General features: G+C 37.9%; 15 protein-coding genes. 12 read left to right on the forward strand and 3 right to left on the reverse strand.

What is annotated here, in order from left to right:
- Window positions 1-322 precede the first annotated feature (322 nt).
- Complete coding sequence (locus GPDM_RS00205) at window positions 323-1,831, forward strand: DUF1846 domain-containing protein (RefSeq protein ID WP_008427735.1); 1,509 nt, start codon at window positions 323-325, stop codon at window positions 1,829-1,831.
- 282 nt (window positions 1,832-2,113) lie between these two features.
- Here GPDM_RS00205 and fdhA read toward each other — a convergent pair whose 3' ends face one another.
- Window positions 2,114-3,331, reverse strand: a complete 1,218-nt coding sequence (gene fdhA / locus GPDM_RS00210) for a formaldehyde dehydrogenase, glutathione-independent (RefSeq protein ID WP_008427736.1) — start codon at window positions 3,329-3,331, stop codon at window positions 2,114-2,116.
- A gap of 217 nt (window positions 3,332-3,548) precedes the next feature.
- Here fdhA and GPDM_RS00215 point away from each other — a divergent pair, with 217 nt between their 5' ends.
- Window positions 3,549-3,920: a winged helix-turn-helix transcriptional regulator gene (locus GPDM_RS00215; protein ID WP_008427737.1), complete on the forward strand. Its 372-nt coding sequence runs from the start codon at window positions 3,549-3,551 to the stop codon at window positions 3,918-3,920.
- Window positions 3,921-4,200: 280 nt separating this feature from the next.
- On the opposite strand, the gene GPDM_RS00220 is transcribed toward GPDM_RS00215, so the two are convergent.
- Both GPDM_RS00220 and GPDM_RS16660 read right to left on the reverse strand, forming a co-directional pair.
- Window positions 4,201-5,934: a sensor domain-containing diguanylate cyclase gene (locus GPDM_RS00220; RefSeq protein ID WP_008427739.1), complete on the reverse strand. Its 1,734-nt coding sequence runs from the start codon at window positions 5,932-5,934 to the stop codon at window positions 4,201-4,203.
- Between the two features lie 334 nt (window positions 5,935-6,268).
- Complete coding sequence (locus GPDM_RS16660; protein ID WP_008427741.1) at window positions 6,269-6,406, reverse strand: hypothetical protein; 138 nt, start codon at window positions 6,404-6,406, stop codon at window positions 6,269-6,271.
- Between the two features lie 140 nt (window positions 6,407-6,546).
- Between GPDM_RS16660 and GPDM_RS00225 the strand changes: the two genes are divergently transcribed.
- From GPDM_RS00225 to GPDM_RS00270, 10 genes are all read left to right on the forward strand, one after another.
- Window positions 6,547-7,506, forward strand: coding sequence for a nucleoside hydrolase (locus GPDM_RS00225; protein ID WP_008427743.1), 960 nt, complete (start codon window positions 6,547-6,549; stop codon window positions 7,504-7,506).
- A gap of 498 nt (window positions 7,507-8,004) precedes the next feature.
- Window positions 8,005-9,285 carry an aminotransferase class I/II-fold pyridoxal phosphate-dependent enzyme gene (locus GPDM_RS00230; protein ID WP_008427744.1) on the forward strand — a complete coding sequence of 427 codons (1,281 nt, stop codon included), beginning with the start codon at window positions 8,005-8,007 and terminating at the stop codon, window positions 9,283-9,285.
- A 4-nt stretch (window positions 9,286-9,289) separates the two neighbouring features.
- A complete protein-coding gene (locus GPDM_RS16260; protein ID WP_008427746.1) occupies window positions 9,290-11,620 on the forward strand; it encodes a putative bifunctional diguanylate cyclase/phosphodiesterase in 2,331 nt (776 codons plus the stop codon).
- A gap of 133 nt (window positions 11,621-11,753) precedes the next feature.
- Window positions 11,754-12,242, forward strand: a complete 489-nt coding sequence (locus GPDM_RS00240; RefSeq protein WP_008427748.1) for a nucleoside deaminase — start codon at window positions 11,754-11,756, stop codon at window positions 12,240-12,242.
- Between the two features lie 132 nt (window positions 12,243-12,374).
- Entirely contained in the window at window positions 12,375-13,568 is a 1,194-nt protein-coding gene (locus GPDM_RS00245; RefSeq protein ID WP_008427750.1) for a DUF4317 domain-containing protein, read from the forward strand.
- Window positions 13,569-13,905: 337 nt separating this feature from the next.
- On the forward strand, window positions 13,906-15,192 hold the full coding sequence (locus GPDM_RS00250) for an ABC transporter substrate-binding protein (protein WP_008427753.1): 1,287 nt from the start codon (window positions 13,906-13,908) through the stop codon (window positions 15,190-15,192).
- An 89-nt stretch (window positions 15,193-15,281) separates the two neighbouring features.
- Window positions 15,282-16,223, forward strand: coding sequence for a carbohydrate ABC transporter permease (locus GPDM_RS00255; protein WP_008427755.1), 942 nt, complete (start codon window positions 15,282-15,284; stop codon window positions 16,221-16,223).
- Window positions 16,224-16,227: 4 nt separating this feature from the next.
- Entirely contained in the window at window positions 16,228-17,070 is an 843-nt protein-coding gene (locus GPDM_RS00260; protein ID WP_008427757.1) for a carbohydrate ABC transporter permease, read from the forward strand.
- A gap of 91 nt (window positions 17,071-17,161) precedes the next feature.
- Window positions 17,162-18,163: a LacI family DNA-binding transcriptional regulator gene (locus GPDM_RS00265; protein ID WP_008427759.1), complete on the forward strand. Its 1,002-nt coding sequence runs from the start codon at window positions 17,162-17,164 to the stop codon at window positions 18,161-18,163.
- 75 nt (window positions 18,164-18,238) lie between these two features.
- The gene (locus GPDM_RS00270) at window positions 18,239-19,588 is read left to right on the forward strand and encodes a GH1 family beta-glucosidase (RefSeq protein ID WP_008427761.1); all 1,350 of its coding nucleotides are present in this window, start codon (window positions 18,239-18,241) and stop codon (window positions 19,586-19,588) included.
- Window positions 19,589-19,593 lie beyond the last annotated feature (5 nt).

Genomic DNA, 19,593 nt, shown 5'->3' on the forward strand with positions numbered 1-19,593 from the left:
AGTAAGGTTTATATCATTACCAGATGCTAAAAATGATTCAATTATTGAAAACCATCAAAAGGAAATAAGCTTTTGGCTATTTGGATTTGCTAAATACGGGTCTAAATTTCGTTATTTTGTTTGAATACATCGATGATAAGGATATGACTGCGCTTATTAGAATCACGCAATCATCGAATGGACCGAGACGGTTTTTCGTTCTCTTTTTTTAAAAAGCTATATTAATGATAGAAGATGAATTTTAGCTGAAATTTTCTCTTAAGGCGTTTTTATTTATCGCGTTAAGAGAAAGTTTGAAGCAAAGAAAGCGGGACCAAAATTAATGAAAAAAATTGGATTTGATTCGGAGAAATATTTGCAAGAACAATCAGCTTACATCCTAGAACGGGTGCAGCAGTACGATAAACTTTACTTGGAGTTTGGCGGAAAATTGATAGGCGACAAACATGCCAAGCGTGTTTTGCCTGGGTTTGATGAAGATGCCAAAATCAAACTATTGCATACACTGAAAGAAAAGGCGGAAATCATCATCTGTGTCTACGCTGGAGACATCGAACGAAACAAAGTCCGTGAAGATTACGGCATCACGTATGATCAAGATGTTTTGCGCTTAATTGATGAATATCGGGCATATGGTATTTCTGTCAATAGTGTCTTAATCACTCGTTATCAAGGGCAACCAACAGTCAAAGTATTTATGACTAAGCTTGAGAGAAGCGGAATTAGCGTCTGTATTCATCGTGAAATCGAAGGTTATCCGACAAACGTGGACGCCGTCCTTGGGGAAGAGGGATTTGCGACAAACCCTTATATTCAAACGACAAAGCCAATCGTGGTAGTAACGGGCCCTGGCCCCGGCAGCGGAAAGCTTGCCACCTGCCTTAACCAAATGTACCATGAGAATAAACTTGGAAATGAAGTCGGTTATGCCAAGTTTGAGACTTTTCCGGTTTGGAATTTGCCGTTAAAGCACCCGGTTAACATCGCTTATGAAGCGGCTACCGTCGATTTGAAAGACGTAAATATGATTGATAATTATCACTATGAAGCATATGGAAAAGTAGCGATTAATTACAATCGTGATATTGAGACGTTTCCTGTCATCAAACGGATTATCGAAAGGATTACCGGTAAAGCGTCTGTTTACAGCTCACCGACTGATATGGGGGTCAACCGTCTGAAATCGGGCATCACCGACGATAGGGTTGTTCAGGAAGCTGCCAAGCAGGAAATCATTCGGCGCAGTTTCGTCGTAGAGAATGACTATAAAAAAGGGCTTGCCGATGAAGACAGTGTAAGCCACATGCAAGTGATTCTAGAAGAGACCGATTTAAAGAAAGAGGATCGGGCACCTGTATTGCCAGCACGTAATTATGCGAAAGTAATCCAAGAGCAAATTGATAGCACGAATCTACAAGCCGTAATTGCGATAGAACTGCCGAATGGCGAGATAATCACCGGTCGCACGACAACTTTGATGGATGCTTCGGCAGCCGCGATTTTAAATGGGTTGAAGAAATTGACCAATATTTCCGATGAAATTAATTTGTTGTCACCGATGATTTTACAGACGATTCAACGGTTGAAAACGGATGACTTGAACAGCCGTGTCCCAACATTAAGCACCAATGAAGTGCTCATTGCACTGGCAATCAGTGCAGTCACCAACCCTACTTCTGAGTTGGCTTATAAGCAATTGCCCAATTTAAAAGACACCCAAGCTCATTCCACGGTCATATTGAATAGAGAAAACGAACAGACTTTTAAGAAGCTTGGAATCGACATCACCAATGATTCGGTCTATCCAACTGAAAACCTGTATTACAATTAGATTTTAGAAAACACCTACCTTATTCTTCTTACATGGGAGTCTGAGGCAGGTGTTTTTCATTTATAGAGTGATGATTATTTTGAACTTGCGGTGTCTTTGTTCTGCTTAAAATTGAATTAAGCAAGGACAGATTAATTCTGTAAAGAGCTAGTAGACTTTTTAGTAACGTAACCTCGTAAAAGCGCCAGGATCATCATCCTGGCGCTTCTTCATATCGAAATAGTGATGCTTTGTTTTGGGGAATCTAATAGCCAACTACGCATCATGCATGCCTAAAACAATCTACTTTTTAAAATGCCCGTGCGGATCAATAACAAACTTCTTGGAAGCGCCATGGTCAAATTCAGCGTATGCTTCTGGCGATTGATCTAAAGTAATGACGGTTGCGTTTACGGCTTTGGCAATTTGTGCTTTTCCGCTCAAAATCGATTTCATCAAGTCACGATGGTATCTCATAACCGGAGTTTGGCCAGTTACAAAGGTATGAGCTTTTGCCCAGCCCAGTCCTAAGCGCACCTTCAAGGTTCCATTTTTTGCATCTTCGTCGGAGGCACCTGGATCACCGGTTACATAAAGTCCAGGTATACCAAGACGCCCACCTGCACGCGTAACGTCCATAATTGAATTTAATACGGTAGCTGGTGCTTCACCAGCGCCCTCACCATGTCCGCTAGCTTCAAAGCCTACGCAATCAATCGCGCAATCCACTTCTGGAACACCTAGGATTTGAGCAATTTGTTCCCCAAGGTTCGGATGTTCCCGAAGATTTACAGTTTCACAGCCGAAACTATGGGCCTGTGCAAGGCGTTCTTTGTTTAAATCCCCCACGATGACAACAGATGCACCCAATAGTTGAGCAGAATGGGCAGCGGCTAAACCTACAGGACCAGCCCCGGCAACATAGACAGTAGCTCCTGGTTTCACACCAGCACTCACAGCGCCGTGGTAGCCTGTCGGGAAAATATCGGAAAGCATCGTTAAATCAAGTATTTTATCCATTGCCTGATCTTTATCTGGAAATTTGAGCAGCTGAAAATCTGCGTAAGGGACCATCACATATTCCGATTGCCCGCCGACCCATCCACCCATATCGACGTAACCATAAGCAGAACCTGGGCGATCCGGGTTTACGTTCTCGCAAATATGGGTGTCTTGTTCTTTACAGCTGCGGCAGCGGCCACAAGCAATATTAAATGGAACAGATACTAAGTCACCTTTTTTTATAAATTCAACATCACGGCCAACTTCGATGACTTCTCCTGTAATTTCATGGCCGAGTACAAGCCCTTCAGGAGCTGTCGTCCGGCCACGCACCATGTGTTGATCACTTCCGCAAATATTCGTTGTAACGACTTTTACAATTACTCCATGCTCACATTTACGCCCTACATTCAACGGATTTACCCCGGGACCGTCTCTGATGATTAATTCAGGGTAGCTAATGTCTTCAACTGTTACTGTTCCAGCACCTCTGTATACAACCGCTCTGTTTCCTGCCATTTCTGTCAGCTCCTATCTAATTTTGTACATAGAAAGATCTAATCTTTACACCGGGGCAGCATCGGAGAAGAGACAAAACTGTAAGTATTTATATTAAATATTCTCTATCTTCGATTTATTCTAAATTATAATTCTTATTAATGGAATAACGCACTTTATTGTGAGAAGGTTACCTAAAGGATACTTTCAGGAAGAAATGGAAGAAAGGGGCAGTCTCATGAGTGATCTGCGGTCAGAAATAAAAAGGGAAATTGAGAGTGGCGAATTTAATTGCGAAAAAGAACTGACCTTATCAATTATTAGCGGCAAGTGGAAAATCATTATTATTTATTATTTAGGGACAGAAGGTGTGTTGCGTTTTAGTGAGATTAACCGCTTACTTCCCAAAATTTCACATAAGGTACTGACTACTCAAATTAGAGAATTAGAGGAGGACGGGGTTGTCCATCGGGAAGTATTTGCTGAAGTTCCGTCGAAAGTAGAATATTCATTAACTCCTTTAGGAGAAAGCCTAATTCCAATCGTTTTAATGATGGACGAATGGGGAAAGAAAAACATCAAACACTTTCCTGTTGCGAAAAATGGATGAGTGGCATTTATTATAAGTTTAAAAATCGCGCCCCTATATGCTAACGATTTTTACAATACATTACAATTTATACCCTATACATCGCTGCTCCTATTGTTACTGCATTGTCAGTGATTCATTTTCATTTTATCCATTATATAAATTTTGTTGGAATTCTGCGGAGCATAGAGAATAGTTGAGGCTGCTAGAAACAGAAGATTTATCATTATGGGTTCAGCTGTAGTTAGTAAAGACAACAATAAAAAAAGTAAGCCATAAACTTATTGGCTTACTCTTTTTGTTATGAAATTGCATACTCCACGCGATTTCGTCCTTTATCTTTCGCTTGGTACAGGGCATGGTCGGCTCTCGATACGAATGTGTTCAATGTGTCACCCGCCATATAGGCTGTAACGCCGAAGCTACCTGTTTTTCGTTCAACCTCTTGAAAATGATACTGTTCAAATTGTTCTCGAATCTTGGAAGAAAGCCGGATCGCATCGTCGATTGTGGTGTCAGGACAGATGATCAAGAACTCCTCACCACCCCACCTTCCCACAGTATCCCCAGCTCGAATATGATCTTTTAATAACTTAGCAACTTCGGTTAAGACGATATCGCCTATTTGGTGGCCAAATTGGTCATTCACACTTTTAAAATGATCAATATCCAATAGGATGATGGACAACGGTACTGCATCATGTTGGGCACGTCGCAATTCAGTTTCCAAGACCTGGTCAAGTCGAAGGCGGTTCGGAATTTGGGTTAATCTATCTGTGTTTGCTAACTGCTCAAGTTCTTGTTTAGCCAACTCTAATTGTTGTGTCCGTTCTTTTACTTTGTGCTCCAAGTTAGCATTTAATTGAAGTTGCATTTCTTGATGCTCTTTCTTGATAATATTAATCTTATCTCCAAGTGCCAAGGATAGGAAGATTGCTTCGAAAATCGCCCCAATTGCTGGAATGTCTTCATAAATTCGAGGGTGCAATGGAATGACGCCTAAAAACCCCAATCCTTGAATGATGATGGAGGATAGTAAAATCGTCCATCCAACCATATAAAAACGAGCTGCTTTATGACCTCTCAGCAATAAAGTTAATCCTGAAATCCAAAGTAATACGAGTACAAGCATTGTGAATATCGTTGTAATATTATTGATCGCCATTACGTCGGGCGTAAGGAGAACTGCGATAAATAAGACTGCGTTTATCCATAATGCAATCGTTAGTAACTGGTTATGCAAAGGTAAATACTTTTTCAATTCGAGGAAGTTTCTTCCGAATAATGTCATAAATAAAAGCAATAAATTACAGCTCAAGACTAAAGATCGTGTGAAAAACCACTCGGGCAGAAAGTGTCCGGTCAATTCGATGTCAAACGTATTCATCGTCGCTTGGAAAACCATGAAGCTCCACATATAAAAAACGTAATACAAGTAAGTTTTTTCTCTAAAAGAGAAAAAAAGAAATAGGTTATAAATAGACAAAGCAGTTAAAAATCCATAAAAAGCACCAACAAAAAATTTGTAAGAAATAATTTTTTCTATAAATCCCGTTGTTGTAGAGAGAGAAGAAATGACCGTAAGAGGCATTGAACCTTCTATTTTAAGATAAATTTCGTCAATGGAAGGATCATCAATTGAAAATAGAATGGAACGGAATTTGATTTGGCGTTCCTCTAGATTTGAAAAACCACCAATTTTTTTATCATAGGAACCGTCTTGTTTGACTAAATAGAGCTCGATCGTTTCAAGTTTGTCTATGAATTCTAACCAATATGACTCCTCGTTGTCCTTAATAACTTCGTCTGCGTCCAATCTAAGCCAAACGGTATCATCTGTATGCCAGAAGTTTAAATACTCTTGTGTACTTGGTGTGAAAGAATTAGTATATTCACCAGACAAGAGCTCCTCTATCGTTACTTCATTGGTTGAATCAAGAAAAATATCGTAATAAGAGCCTAGCTTTACAGTAGGCGGAGCTTCTGCGGCATACATGACTGTAGGTGCGAATAGTTGTATGACGAAAACGAACATGAGGATACTCACAACTAGAATGAGCTTTACATTTCTAAATAAATGCGTCTTTTCTATAATTAGTATAACCTTCCTTCCTAGTGAAATAGGTAGTTATGATGGAAAGAAAGCTTACAATGCGAGAGCCTACCATTTGTTATTTTGTAAAATATAATCTTACACTAGTGTTGTGTTAATTTAAATCGAAAATATAATGCGTCCAAAAGAAAAAGTCCTCTGTAGAGGAAACGTATCATAAGTAAGTGATTTGAAGATGAGTTCTTTCACCAAATTCGCTCAGTTAAATGCAAAAAAGCGATCCCGTTCAAAACGGAATCGCCTTTCTTAAAGTGCATTAATTTAGAAATAAATAAATAAGGTATAGTGGCACTAAAACAATCGCCATGTACTTCAGCATATACAGTGAACTAGTAGAGAGACATTTTACTTTCGCGATTAACGCCTCTTTAAAATCGTTTGCCATTTCGGACATTGTGTCTGCCCCCTTTAGTAAGTAAGATTAGTATAAAGCAGGAATTGCTTGAATGGTAATTTGCTGTTTCAATATTTTTTATCTATTATCGAAAAAGACTTAGAGTGCGTAAAAATTGTTTGAAAAGGTGGCTTATTTCAATGACTAAAATACCGATTATTATCGATACAGACCCGGGAATTGATGACGCAATGATGCTCACGTTAGCATTTGCTAATGAAGGCGCATTGGATGTGCGACTCGTGACAACGTGTTCAGGAAATATTTCACAAGACAAAACAAATTATAACGCACGGTCTTTCTTAAGTTATATCGGGGCAGATGTTGAAATTGCGCGTGGACTGGAACAGCCGATTTTTCGAGAGTTAGAAGTAGCGGAAGATATACACGGCGAAAGTGGATTTGGAAATGTGCAATTTCCAACGCCAACTTTGCTGGTAAGCAACCGACCAGCCGTTACAGCAATGCTCGAAACGATTTTAGCGAGCGATGAGAAAATAACGATTGTCGCAACCGGACCATTAACAAATGTCGCAGCGTTATTACTAGCGCACCCTGAAGTAAAGACGAATATTGAGCGGATTTCTTGGATGGGTGGAGCTGCAGTAGGCGGTAATATGTCGCCAAGTGCTGAATTTAATGCGTATGTGGATCCGCATGCAGTTGAAATCGTCTTTCGGTCAGGTATACCGATAGTAATGAGTGGATTAGATGTTACACATAAAGCATTTGTAACAATTGAGGAAGCAAAAAATATTTTAGCTATTGGTACGGAATTTGCAGAAAAAGCTTATCATTTGGTGACTTATTATTTAGATGTTATCAAAAGAACTCCTTTCCACGAAGCAAACTACGATCAAGTGCTACACTTTCACGATGTTTGCGCCGTAATGTATTTATTGAAGCCTGAATACTTTAAAGGACAAGATTGTTATGTGGAAGTAGCATTAGAAGGTGTAACAGCAGGAGCCACAGTGGTCGATTATACGAATAGATCCGGTAAAATGCCGAACGTGCATGTTCTACACACAGTCGACCGCGGAGCATTTGTAGCTGAATTTGTAAAAGCAGTAGAAATTATTTCCGATAGGTTGGAATAATAAGTAAGGGTTAAAGGTTATATAAAAATAGCGTCTAAAAGTGGGATAACCGACTTTTAGACGCTATTTTTGTATAGATTAGAAAGACATGAGACATCTTTTTGGATATTAGGGGGCTATTTGTCCTTTTTAAATAAATTTTATATAGATACATAGTCTTTTTAAAAGATAAGTCAGTTAGGTTTTTTATCTATTATTTAAGAAAATACGAGAATTTTTAAGGTCTAAATACTTAATATAAATAACCTATATTAATTTTTTTAGCGTAAAAATAGATTGAAAGACAATTTAATACAAGAATATATAGGTGTGGTTAACTGATTAAACGTTGACTTGAAAGGGTTTTTATTAATCTGAAAATAGAATTAGTATATTTTTGAGAATTCCAAAAAAATAAATTGAATAAATTTACAATAGTGTTACAATAGGACTATAATACACTACGATAGAACTAAAATTTAATTTTATAATAAATAGTAGATGAGATGGGGTATTTAAATGACAAATGAATTCGCTTCGATGGGGGAAGTTTTGGCTCACTTAAAAGGTGTCGATGATTTAGAAGAAAGAGCTCAGACGATTCAAAATTTTGTTGTACGCGGTAACGAATATGACCGGTATTTAGCAGGTGGGCCCGCAACATCGGCCAATGTTATAACGGATCATTCTGGAGAAGTAAAAGAATGTATTCTGTGGAATGTAAATCATTACCTTAGCTTAAACCGCAATAAGACTGTAATTGAAAAAGCGACTCAAGCTTTACATCAATTTGGTACGGGTGCTGGGACTTCTGCTTCTTCTTGTGGCATGACAACGTTGCATAAAGAAATAGAACAAAAAATAAGCAAGATGACTGGGAAAGAAAGTGCGGTTCTATTTCCTACAGGTTTTACTGCAAACTTAGGTGCTATTTCAACTTTGGTCGGCAGCAAAGACTTGATCCTTTTTGATCGCGAAAGTCATTCTTCTATTATTAATGGTATAAGATTAGCCAACGCTAAAAAAACAATTTCTTTTAAGCATAATGATGTAGCCGATCTTGAAAAGAAACTAATAAGATATGAGGGTCAATTTGAAAATATCTTTGTTATCATTGAATCAGCTTATTCAATGAGTGGCGATTTGGCTCCTTTGAAAGAAATGATTCATTTAAAAAAGATGCACAAATTTTACTTGTATGTGGACGAAGCGCATACATTTGGTATTTATGGAGATAAAGGGCAAGGCTATTGTTTCGAACAAGGAGTAAGTGGTGAAGTTGATTTTATTATGTCCACCTTGTCAAAAGCAACGGCTTCTATTGGAGGCTTTCTTGCAGCGGATAAAAAGTATTGCTCATTGCTACGATTTTCTGATTCCTATTTGTTCCAAGCATGCTTAACACCTGTGGATGCTGCAGTTGTTTTAGCTTCGCTGGAAGAAATAGAGAGCAACTCTTCCTTAATTGATGAACTTCATGCTAAAAGTATGTATATGCGAAATTCTTTGACATCTAAAGGGTTTGATCTTAGGGAAAGCAAAAGTCCAATTATTCCTATATTTATCGAAGATCATCATAAATTAAGATTAGTTGTCAATGATTTGTATCTTGCTGGTATTTATTCAACACCTATTTTTTATCCAGCAGTAAAAATGAATCAAGGAAGAATTCGATTAATTGTGAACTACAATCACACAAAAGAGCAAATTGATTACACAGTCAAGACTCTAGAAGACGTTTGCCGTAAGCACGAAGTCAATAATGAAAATAGACTATTAAATATGTATAGAGTTATGTGAGCCTATGGATAACAGTAGAGGCCAGCTTAAATTTTCTTTTCATCCATTGACCTTGAGTTTTCTGGATCGCTCCATAGAAAAAGAGTTTAAATCTTTTAACGATGGTGAAGCTCGTATATTTAACCAAATAGGAATTGTTCTATCATACTTAGCTTGGCTTGCTTTAGGAATATTTTCGTATGTAAACTTAGAACTATATGATCCCAAAATTGCTTATTTAATAATTTTTTTATTGTACCCTATCTTTACGATCAATTTAATTATTTTACATTCGCATCGATTTAAAAAATATTATCAGCCTATGACAGCGATTTCCAATGGAGTTGCAGGAGTCGGTATACTTTTTATTGGACACATCATTTTAAAAAATGATATTTTGGCGATTTGCGGGATAACTGTAGTGAGTTTGTTCTCTTTTTTCATTTTGAGACAACGCTTTAAAATCTCGGTTATGACGACTCTTATATATGCCATTGTGAATCAAATTCTTTTAGTAGGTACAAGTGAAGTTGCTATGTTCTCTTTGTTTATGTGGATGTTATTAATCACTTGCATCGTGGGAGGAAACATTTTAGAACGAGCAAACCGCAAAACATTTCTTCAGAACAAATTACGCCGAATCGCTGAGGCGGAAAACCTTGATAAAGACAAGTTTCTAACTAATATGTTCAACTTAGTTTCTGTACCGATTATTGTCGCTGAGGAAGATCATCAAATTTTGGAAACCAATCCAGCTTCAAATAAACTTTTTGGCAGAGAGCAGCAGTATTTAATCGACTTATTAGCACCTTCTGAGCGACGTCGGATGACTTTACTTAAAGGCTTTTTAAAGCGGACTCCTATTCATAACTTTGAAGCAGAACTAGTTGATCAAGAGGGGCATATCATTTCTACGCTAGTCAATGTGAACTTTGTAGAAAGAGAAGGAAAGAAAATCTCTATTTGTGCCATCCAAGACATTTCTGATCGCAAAAAAGCCGAAGAGGAAAGTACCTATCTGGCGTATCATGATACATTAACTGGACTTCCTAACCGTTTGCAGTTTACAGAAAAACTGAATAGCTTTGTAGAATTAGAGCAGGAAATCGCGGTATTGTTCATTGATTTGGATAAATTCAAAATGGTCAATGACACTCGAGGTCACACAGTTGGTGATAAACTATTGCAGCAAATCGCAAAACGATTAATTAGTTGTGTTTCTAGAGGTGATATCGTGTCTCGTATAGGTGGAGATGAATTTACTATCATCTTGTTAGGAAGAACAAAATTTGAAGTGTCTCGTATTGTAGAGAGGATTTTAGAAGAAATTCGAAAACCAATTTTTATCGATCAGCATGAATTGTATTTAAGGTCGAGTATTGGGATAAGCTTTTATCCATCAGACGGTGAGAACATCGAGTCATTGATAAAAAATTCGGATATTGCAATGTACAATAGTAAAGTATTGGGCGGGAACAACTACAAGTTCTTTACAAACTCGATGAATAGCTCTTTTGAAGAACGAGTAAATCTTGAAGAAAATCTTCATACTGCACTAGATAATAATGAGTTAGTTATGTATTACCAACCGCAAATTGATCCTAAAACAGGGTGTATGTACGGTGCAGAAGCTCTTATTCGTTGGATTCACCCAGAGTGGGGAATTGTTCCACCAGATCGCTTTATTCCGATTGCAGAAGAAACGGGACTCATCATTCCAATAGGAGAATGGGTATTGAGGACAGCCTGTAAACAAGCGGTCGAGTGGAACGACCAGTATGGCCGTCCTTTCCATATAGCTGTCAACTTGTCGGTTAAACAATTTGTGAACAGTGATATTGTGGATACCGTCGAACGGGTTCTCGAGGAAACTGGCTTAAATCCAAACATACTAGAACTTGAGTTAACCGAAAGTGTTTTCCTAGAAAATACTGAATCTATGATAGCTATTATGAATAAATTGAAGAAGTTAGGGGTTCGAATCTCGATTGACGATTTTGGAACAGGCTATTCTTCTTTATCTTATTTGAAGGATCTTCCAATCGACTCGATCAAAATTGATCAATCCTTTATTAGAAATCTATCTAAAAGCAAAAAAACAAACTCTATTATTTCTACAATTATTAGTTTGGCACAGAAGCTGGATTTAAAGTCTGTTGCTGAAGGAGTAGAAACTTTAGAACAATATAATTACTTTAAAGAAGAAGGGTGCGATTTAGCACAAGGCTATTATTTCAGTCGGCCAGTACCTGTAGATCAAATAGCTTCTTTACTTGATCGTACAGAGTGGGATATTGAAAAAGTAGATGATAATATGTCGGCAGTGCTTGAAGCAATTGAAATAGCTGCGAAATGATTTTTCAATAAGCCAATCAAATAAAAGCGGACAGCGAAAAAGGAGCCCTTTTTCGCTGTCCGTTTTTTTAGTTTGCGGTATGATAGTGAAATATATAAATAGCTTGTTTAGTGATGCGTAAAGGAGGAGCCAAATGATTAACGAAACGGATTTAATGCACTTAAAGCGTTGTGTGGAATTAGCGGAAACGGCTTTAGAAAAGGGCGATGAACCATTCGGGTCAGTTCTCGTTTCAGAAACTGGAGACGTTCTTTATGAAGACCATAATCATGTGGCCGGAGGTGACCATACACAGCACCCTGAATTTGCGATTGCACGCTGGGCAGCAACAAACTTATCTCTTGAAGAACGAAGCAAGGCAACGGTTTACACGTCAGGAGAACATTGTCCGATGTGTGCAGCAGCCCACGGCTGGGTCGGACTGGGGAGAATCGTTTATGCTAGCTCTTCTAAGCAATTAGCTGAGTGGTTAAGTGATATGGGAGCTGCGCCATCGCGTGTTCGAAATTTGGCTATTAGAGAGGTCATTAAAGACACGATTGTCGAGGGTCCTGTTCCTGAACTGGCAGAGCGTATGTACGAACTTCACCAGCGTTCGTTTAAAGCAAAAGAGTGTCTGTGAAATTTATTTGCTAGAAGAGATGTGTCATCTTAATTCTTGTTATACTGAAAGAGTGTCAAAAGCTAATGAATGCTTTGATGCTCTTTTTTTTTTGATTACACGGATTTTATTAGTTAGGGAGTTGGAATAACAATGAATAATAAAGATATAGCCGATATTCGCAAACGATTTAAACTAGACAGTGATTTACTGAAAATCACTGATATTTATAATGTCTACATTCAGCAAGAAAGTAGTGAGATTTATCACGAGGAAAGTCGGTCGTTTTCTTTGTTGGACCGCGAACAACAAGAATTGTTTCTTGCCAATTTCAAAAAGGTTTTAGGTGGCAAGCTTGACATCAAGTTGTTTGAGGTGAAATTTCAACCTCAAGAAGAAGGACAAACCGATCATACGCAACACTTGTTGTATGAGGGACTCGAGTCAAAAGCGGTCGCAGAATGGAAAGAAAATATGCAGCAAATTGCGTTAAAGATGGTTCAAGATGTGCAATATGAAAAAGACATCGTGGTTACGTTCATTCGTGGAAATTACCATAAAACAACTAAGCGCAAATCAGATGAGTCTGAAATGGACTTCCGAGACGAAACGTATACAACGCCGTTTATTTTAAGCAGCATGAACCAAACCGAACTGCCAAAAAGTTCGTTGGTATTTGACTTCATGGAAAAAGAGTTTAAGTCGAACGTGCTAGTCGATCCCGTTATTAAGCTTTCTTCACCAATTGGGGGCTTCTTGTTTCCAAGTTTCACAGACAATGCAGCTGACATCAATCACGTTTTGTATGCAGCAAGCAAAGCCAATAAACCAGATTTTCAATTTATCGAAAATGTCTTAAATGGCAATGAGATCGTCACTGCTGAAGAAGATAAAGCTGTGTTTGAGGAAATCGTGAAAGCAGTGATTGGGGATGAAGTCGATTCAAGAACACTGGCAGGTGTGTACGATGAAATCAATCACCTATTAGTTATCGAAGCCGACAGTGATGACGATGATGAAGAGACACCAATGATGGATGTAAAAGAAGTTGAGCGTGTATTAAAAGCAAGTGGCATGAAAGACATTAGTACGGAGAAAGTGGAAAGAGCTTTTCAACAAGTGGTTGAAGACAAAACTTATGAGATGAAAGCAAGCCATATCGTACCGAGTTACACATCAAAATCCATCAAAATCAGCACGAAAGTAGCGGATATTGCCATCAACCCGCAAGACTTACGTTACGTTAAACAAGTTAATTACAACGGCAAACGTTGTGTGTTGATTGAAGTAGAAGAAGATACAATGATTGAAGGATTTAAATTGATTTCTGAAGATTTACTGGAGTAAATCCAGTGATTAACAAGTAATCCGTCACCAAATTTAATAATGTAATACAAAAGAGCGAGTGATTAAAACTATTTACGAAATAGTTACCTCGTTCTTTTTTTGCTACAAAAGAAGTCCTACAGCCGAAAATACAGAAATTTCTCACAGTTAACGAAACCGGTTTACATTTATTTTTAAAAAAAGATTGATTTATCTAACTAATCATTATATATTATGCATGTAAGCGGTTTAATTCTATTTTTTTTACGAATTAACGAAACCGGTTTCGTTAATTATCGAAAAAGTGTCTTTACATTTGGGATAGGAGAAATTATTTAAATACAAGGGGGAAAACACATTGATTAACAAAAAATGGCCTGTACTTGGTGCAGCACTAGCTCTTTCTTTAACACTTGGAGCATGTAGCGGAGATGAGAAATCAGAAGGTTCGGGTGACGGCAACGAAGAAGTAACATTAAACTTTTGGTCTTTTGGTGCTACTAACTATGAAGAATTAGCAAAAGCATATGAAGAAGAAAATCCAAACGTAACAATTAAAGTAAAAGCTTCAGAAACAGCAGAACATCATGATGCATTATTTACCTCTTTATCAGCTGGAAGTGGTGCACCTGATATCGCAATGTTAGAAGTTGACCAATTTGACCGCTTTAAAGAAGCACAAGGTAGTTTTGAAAACCTATACGACCTTGGCGCTAAAGATGTTCAAGACCAATACTTAGAGTGGAAATGGAATGCTGGAGAAAACCCAGAAGGTGATTTCCTTTTCGGTCTACCTACAGACATTGGACCAAAAGCATTGTACTACCGTACGGATGTATTTGAAGCAGCTGGATTACCGACAGATCCTTCAGAGGTAGAGGCATTGATTAATTCTCCAGAAGCGTTTAAAGAAGCTGGAGAAAAAGTTTTAGCGGAAACTGAAAAACCTTTTGTTGATAGTATCGAAATGGCTTACAGAGCTTACTTGGATGCTTCAGAAACAACATATTTGAATCCAGAAGGCGAATTGTTGATCACAGAATCTGGTAACGACGTTAAAAAAGCATACGACTATGCAGTTGAACTTAACGAAGCTGGAGTTGTAGGGAAATTTGATATGTGGTCACCTGAATGGGCAAATGCAGTTAACAACGGTGAATTTGCAGTTGAGCTAGGAGCAGGTTGGTTAAAAGGCTGGATGGAAGGAAACGCACCGGATGCTGTAGGTAAATGGAAAGTTGCTACACTTCCTACTGAATTCGCAGCAAACTGGGGTGGATCGTACCTTGCGATTCCAAACGAAACCGATCATGCACAAGAAGCATATGACTTTGCTGAATGGTTAGTTTCTGCTGAAAACCAATTAGAATCATTCCAAAGCAAAGGGTTATTCCCATCATCTCCAACTGTTTATGAGATGGATGAATTCAAGTCGAACGAAGATGAATTCTTTGGTGGGCAAGTAACATCTTCCGTATTTGCTGAAGCTGCACAAGATATTGATACAGCTGTTTACAAAGGCGTAAAATACTTCCCTGTAAACAACGAAATACTAACAGCTTTGAAAAACGTACAAAACGGAGCAGACCCTGAAAAAGAGTGGGATGAAGCGGTTAAACGTGCACAAGATCTAGTAAATCGTTAAAAGTTACAAGCAAAACAAACTTGTTAGTGGATATGGTGACCTCACGGAAGCCATATCCTTATTATTTTTAACGGAAACGGGGAGTGAAAATGGACTCTACTTATCAAAAAGGGAAAAAAGGAAAGAAAAAGAATTTATCTGAAAGCAAGAAAGACCGAGTGTCCGCGTACTTATATATCGCACCCTTCTTTATCATCTTCGGTGTTATTGGTCTTTATCCAGCCCTTTTTAGTTTCTATTTGGCTTTCCAAAAGTGGAATGGCCTAGGAGAAATGAGCTTTGTTGGACTAAACAACTTCAAAATTGTATTGGAAGATCCTCTTTTTTGGAAATCACTTTATAACACAATTGTTATTGGGTTAATCGGTACTGCTCCACAGATTATAGTGGGTATTATTTTGGCAATTTTGTTAAACGTAGCATTTCTTCGTTTCAGAAGTTTTTTCAGAGTTACAATCTTTATGCCTTACATTACGTCAATGGTTGCGGTTGCCTTGATCTTTAGCGTTATTTTCAGTGACCACCAATCTTCATTGGCAAATTACGTGCTTGGATTGTTCGGCGCTGATCCAGTAAGCTGGGGAACTTCAGAGTGGGGAACAAAGATAGCCATATCCATCATGGTATTTTGGAGGTGGGTTGGATACAATACGATTATTTATCTAGCTGGTATTCAAAGTATTCCAAATGATGTCTACGAAGCTGCAACAATTGATGGTGCCAGTAAGTTCCAACAGGTGATTCACATTACCCTGCCTTTACTAAAGCCGTTCATTCTTTTAACGGTATTCTTTTCAACCGTCGGTGCACTTCAACTATTTTCAGAACCAACGGTGTTTTTAGGAGCATCAGCCTTTACGAGAGACGAAGCGATGACGGTTGTTATGTACCTGTACCGTGACGCATTCAAACTTCAATCGTTTGGAACAGCTTCTGCAACAGCGATTATTTTACTAGTAGTCATCATTATTTTCGCTGCAATCAATACGTACTTAACATCTGGAATTGGCAAAAAGAGAAGGAGGGGCTAGACAAATGAATACAGTAGCTAAAAAAAGAAAACTATCTATGGGTAAAGTGTTTGTTTATTTGTTTCTAACTCTTGCTTCTGCTCTTTCCCTTTTCCCGTTTTATTGGATGTTTGTTATGGCAACTCAAACAAGCTCGGCGTATAACTCAATTCCACCGACCATTACACCTGGTAACTTGATGGTAGAAAACTTTCAAAAAGTTCTTCTTCAAATTGATTTTTTCGGGGCGTTATGGACATCGTTCTTGCTATGTACGATTGTCACACTTGTCGTGTTGTTTATCAGTTCGCTAGCTGGATTTGCTTTTGCGAAATTTCATTTTCCGGCTAAAAATTTTCTCTTTATTACGATTTTGTTGACGATGATTATTCCACCTCAACTTGGATTGATTCCACAATATTTCTTGATTGCGAAAGCGGGATTATTGGATACCTTGTCAGGTGTTATGATTTTATTCTTTTTGAATCCACTCGGGATTTTTCTAATGAGACAATATGTAAGTGACTCTGTACCAGATGAGTTGATCGAAGCGGCAAAATTAGATGGCTGTTCAAATTTTAAAATCTATAGAAGCATCGTGTTGCCAATTATTTTGCCGGCCTTCGCAACACTTGGAATTATTGTGTTTACAGCTGTATGGGGCGAATTCTTATGGCAGTTTACCATCTTAAGAGATCCAGAAAACTACACAATCCAAGTAGCATTAGCTTCTTTGAGCAATACGTTTAATGTAGACTTCGGAATGATTTTATCTGGTGTATTTTGGGCCACTGTTCCATTGATCATTATCTTCTTATTGTTTAATCGGTTGTTTATTTCAAGTATTGCAGAAGGATCTGTTAAATAATCTTTTCGTTTCTAAAACTACTTTAATACTCACTGATTCATTATGATTAAGGATAAGAGCCTTTACTATAGGAGCAAAAGAGGGAGTACAAATGAGTTTAAAAATAAAAGATATCGCAAAAATGGCCGGTGTATCACCGGCTACCGTATCCAAAACAATAAATAACTATCATGGTGTGAACGAAGCCACAAAGAAAAAGGTATTGGATATTATAAAGCAAACAGGATATCAGCCAAATTTCTCAGCTAAATCACTTGCAACCAAAAAATCCAATTTGATTGGCTTGATTTACGCTGGAAAAGTAAATGTTGAATTTACGCATCCTTTTTTTACGGAAGTTGTGACAGCGTTTAAAAAGAACATTGGCCAATTAGGCTTTGACATACTCATGTTTTCAAATGAAAATTTTTCGCAAGACAATGGTAGTTACTTAGCCCGCTGCAAACATTTCCATGTAGATGGCTGCATTATTATTACAGGAGAAGAAATTGAAGACTCGATTTATGAGTTAGTTAATAGTGAAATTCCTTGTATGGGCATTGACTTAGTATTAGACGGTCCAAACTCAAGTTATGTGATGACCGATAATATCTCGTTAGGGAGTAAAGTTGTTCAACATTTATACCTTAGTTCAATTAGAAATATTGGCTTTATAGGTGGCCAACAAGATTCGGTCGTCACCAAGTTAAGAGGGCAAGGTTACTTAGAAGCGATGAATCAATTTGGACTTGAAGTAAGAGACGAATGGATTAAATACGGAGATTATTATGAAGAAAGTGGATACATCGCAATGAATGAAATTCTAAGAGCACCAAAGCGTCCTGAGGCAGTTTTCGCGGCCTCCGATATGATGGCGTTCGGCGCATTAAGAGCAATCAAAGAAGCTGGGCTAAAGGTGCCTGAAGACATTCGTCTTGTTGGATGTGATGATATCGATGCTTGTCGCTATAGCGCTCCTCTTTTATCAACTGTAAAACAAGACAAAGAGCGGTTAGGAAAGTTAGCAGCGTATATGTTAAACGACTTGATCAACGGAAAATCCGAATTGAAACCAGTTTTTATTGATTCAGAACTAATTGTAAGAGAGTCCTAAAAGAGTTCGAGTTACGAAACCATTAAAGTGAAAAACGAGCACGATTTGTAAATAAGGGGACTGGGGGTAATAAAAATGGCAATTATGGAATTTCCGAAAGACATGAGATGGGGAGCCGCAACAGCTGCTTATCAAATAGAAGGTGCTGCTTTTAAAGATGGAAAAGGACTGTCGATTTGGGACACTTTTTCCCATACACCAGGAAAAGTATTAAATGGTGACAACGGGGATGTAGCAATTGATAGTTATCACCGTTACGAAGAAGATATTCAATTGATGAAAGAATTGGGTATTGATACGTATCGCTTTTCTGTTTCATGGCCACGCATTTTCCCTACGGGTACTGGTGAAGTAAACCAAAAAGGGTTAGAGTATTATCATAATTTTGTAGACGCATTGTTGGCAAATGATATTGAGCCTATGTGTACGCTTTATCACTGGGATTTGCCACAAACTTTACAAGATACTGGCGGCTGGGGCAACCGAGAAACAGTAGATGCCTTTGCTGATTATGCTGAATTGATGTTCAAAGAGTTTAATGGAAAGATTAAAAACTGGATCACGATTAACGAACCTTGGTGTGTGTCTTTCTTATCTAACTTTATTGGTATACATGCACCTGGTAAGCAAGATCTTCAACTGGCTACTAATATTTCTCATCATTTGCTATTAGCGCACGGTAAAGCAGTTACTCGATTTAGAGAGTCGGGAATTGAAGGCGGCATTGGTTACGCACCTAACGTTGAATGGCTAGAGCCTTTTAGTAACAAGCAAGAAGATATTGATGCTTGTAACAGAGGTATGGGATACTTAATGGAATGGTTTTTCGATCCAGTATTTAAAGGAAGTTACCCGCAGTTTATGATTGATTGGTTTGAGAAAAAAGGTGCCACACTTCAAATTGAAGAAGGGGACATGGAAATTATCAATCAACCTATTGATTTCTTAGGGATCAATTATTATACGGGCAGTGTTGGTAGATATAAAAAAGATGAAGATTTTTTTGATTTAGAAAGAGTTGATATTGGGTTTGAGAAAACTGACTTTGATTGGTTTATTTATCCTGAAGGATTTTATCGTGTGTTAACCAAAATAAAAGATCAATATGGTGCTGTTCCGATTTACATCACAGAAAACGGTGCTTGTTATAATGATGGTGTGGAAAATGGAAGAGTTCACGATCAAAGAAGAATTGAGTATTTAAAGCAGCATTTAACTGCTTTAAAGAGAAGTATGGATTATGGCGTCAACATTAAAGGGTATTTAACGTGGTCACTGCTAGATAACTTTGAATGGGCAGAAGGATATGACAAACGTTTTGGCATCATTCACGTGGATTTCAACACATTAGTAAGAACGAAAAAAGATAGTTATTACTGGTATAAACAAACGATAAAAAATGGTTGGTTTGATATGTTCTACTAAATTTT

It is taken from the genome of Planococcus donghaensis MPA1U2 (genome assembly GCF_000189395.1).
GTDB classification, from domain to species: Bacteria; Bacillota; Bacilli; order Bacillales_A; family Planococcaceae; genus Planococcus; species Planococcus donghaensis_B.

Bases quoted from the DNA above. Each gene is read 5' to 3' on its own strand.
- GPDM_RS00205 (WP_008427735.1), top strand. From the start codon at position 323: ATGAAAAAAATTGGATTTGATTCGGAGAAATATTTGCAAGAACAATCA.
- fdhA (WP_008427736.1), bottom strand. From the start codon at position 3,331: ATGGCAGGAAACAGAGCGGTTGTATACAGAGGTGCTGGAACAGTAACA.
- GPDM_RS00215 (WP_008427737.1), top strand. From the start codon at position 3,549: ATGAGTGATCTGCGGTCAGAAATAAAAAGGGAAATTGAGAGTGGCGAA.
- GPDM_RS00220 (WP_008427739.1), bottom strand. From the start codon at position 5,934: ATGTTCGTTTTCGTCATACAACTATTCGCACCTACAGTCATGTATGCC.
- GPDM_RS16660 (WP_008427741.1), bottom strand. From the start codon at position 6,406: ATGTCCGAAATGGCAAACGATTTTAAAGAGGCGTTAATCGCGAAAGTA.
- GPDM_RS00225 (WP_008427743.1), top strand. From the start codon at position 6,547: ATGACTAAAATACCGATTATTATCGATACAGACCCGGGAATTGATGAC.
- GPDM_RS00230 (WP_008427744.1), top strand. From the start codon at position 8,005: ATGACAAATGAATTCGCTTCGATGGGGGAAGTTTTGGCTCACTTAAAA.
- GPDM_RS16260 (WP_008427746.1), top strand. From the start codon at position 9,290: ATGGATAACAGTAGAGGCCAGCTTAAATTTTCTTTTCATCCATTGACC.
- GPDM_RS00240 (WP_008427748.1), top strand. From the start codon at position 11,754: ATGATTAACGAAACGGATTTAATGCACTTAAAGCGTTGTGTGGAATTA.
- GPDM_RS00245 (WP_008427750.1), top strand. From the start codon at position 12,375: ATGAATAATAAAGATATAGCCGATATTCGCAAACGATTTAAACTAGAC.
- GPDM_RS00255 (WP_008427755.1), top strand. From the start codon at position 15,282: ATGGACTCTACTTATCAAAAAGGGAAAAAAGGAAAGAAAAAGAATTTA.
- GPDM_RS00260 (WP_008427757.1), top strand. From the start codon at position 16,228: ATGAATACAGTAGCTAAAAAAAGAAAACTATCTATGGGTAAAGTGTTT.
- GPDM_RS00265 (WP_008427759.1), top strand. From the start codon at position 17,162: ATGAGTTTAAAAATAAAAGATATCGCAAAAATGGCCGGTGTATCACCG.
- GPDM_RS00270 (WP_008427761.1), top strand. From the start codon at position 18,239: ATGGCAATTATGGAATTTCCGAAAGACATGAGATGGGGAGCCGCAACA.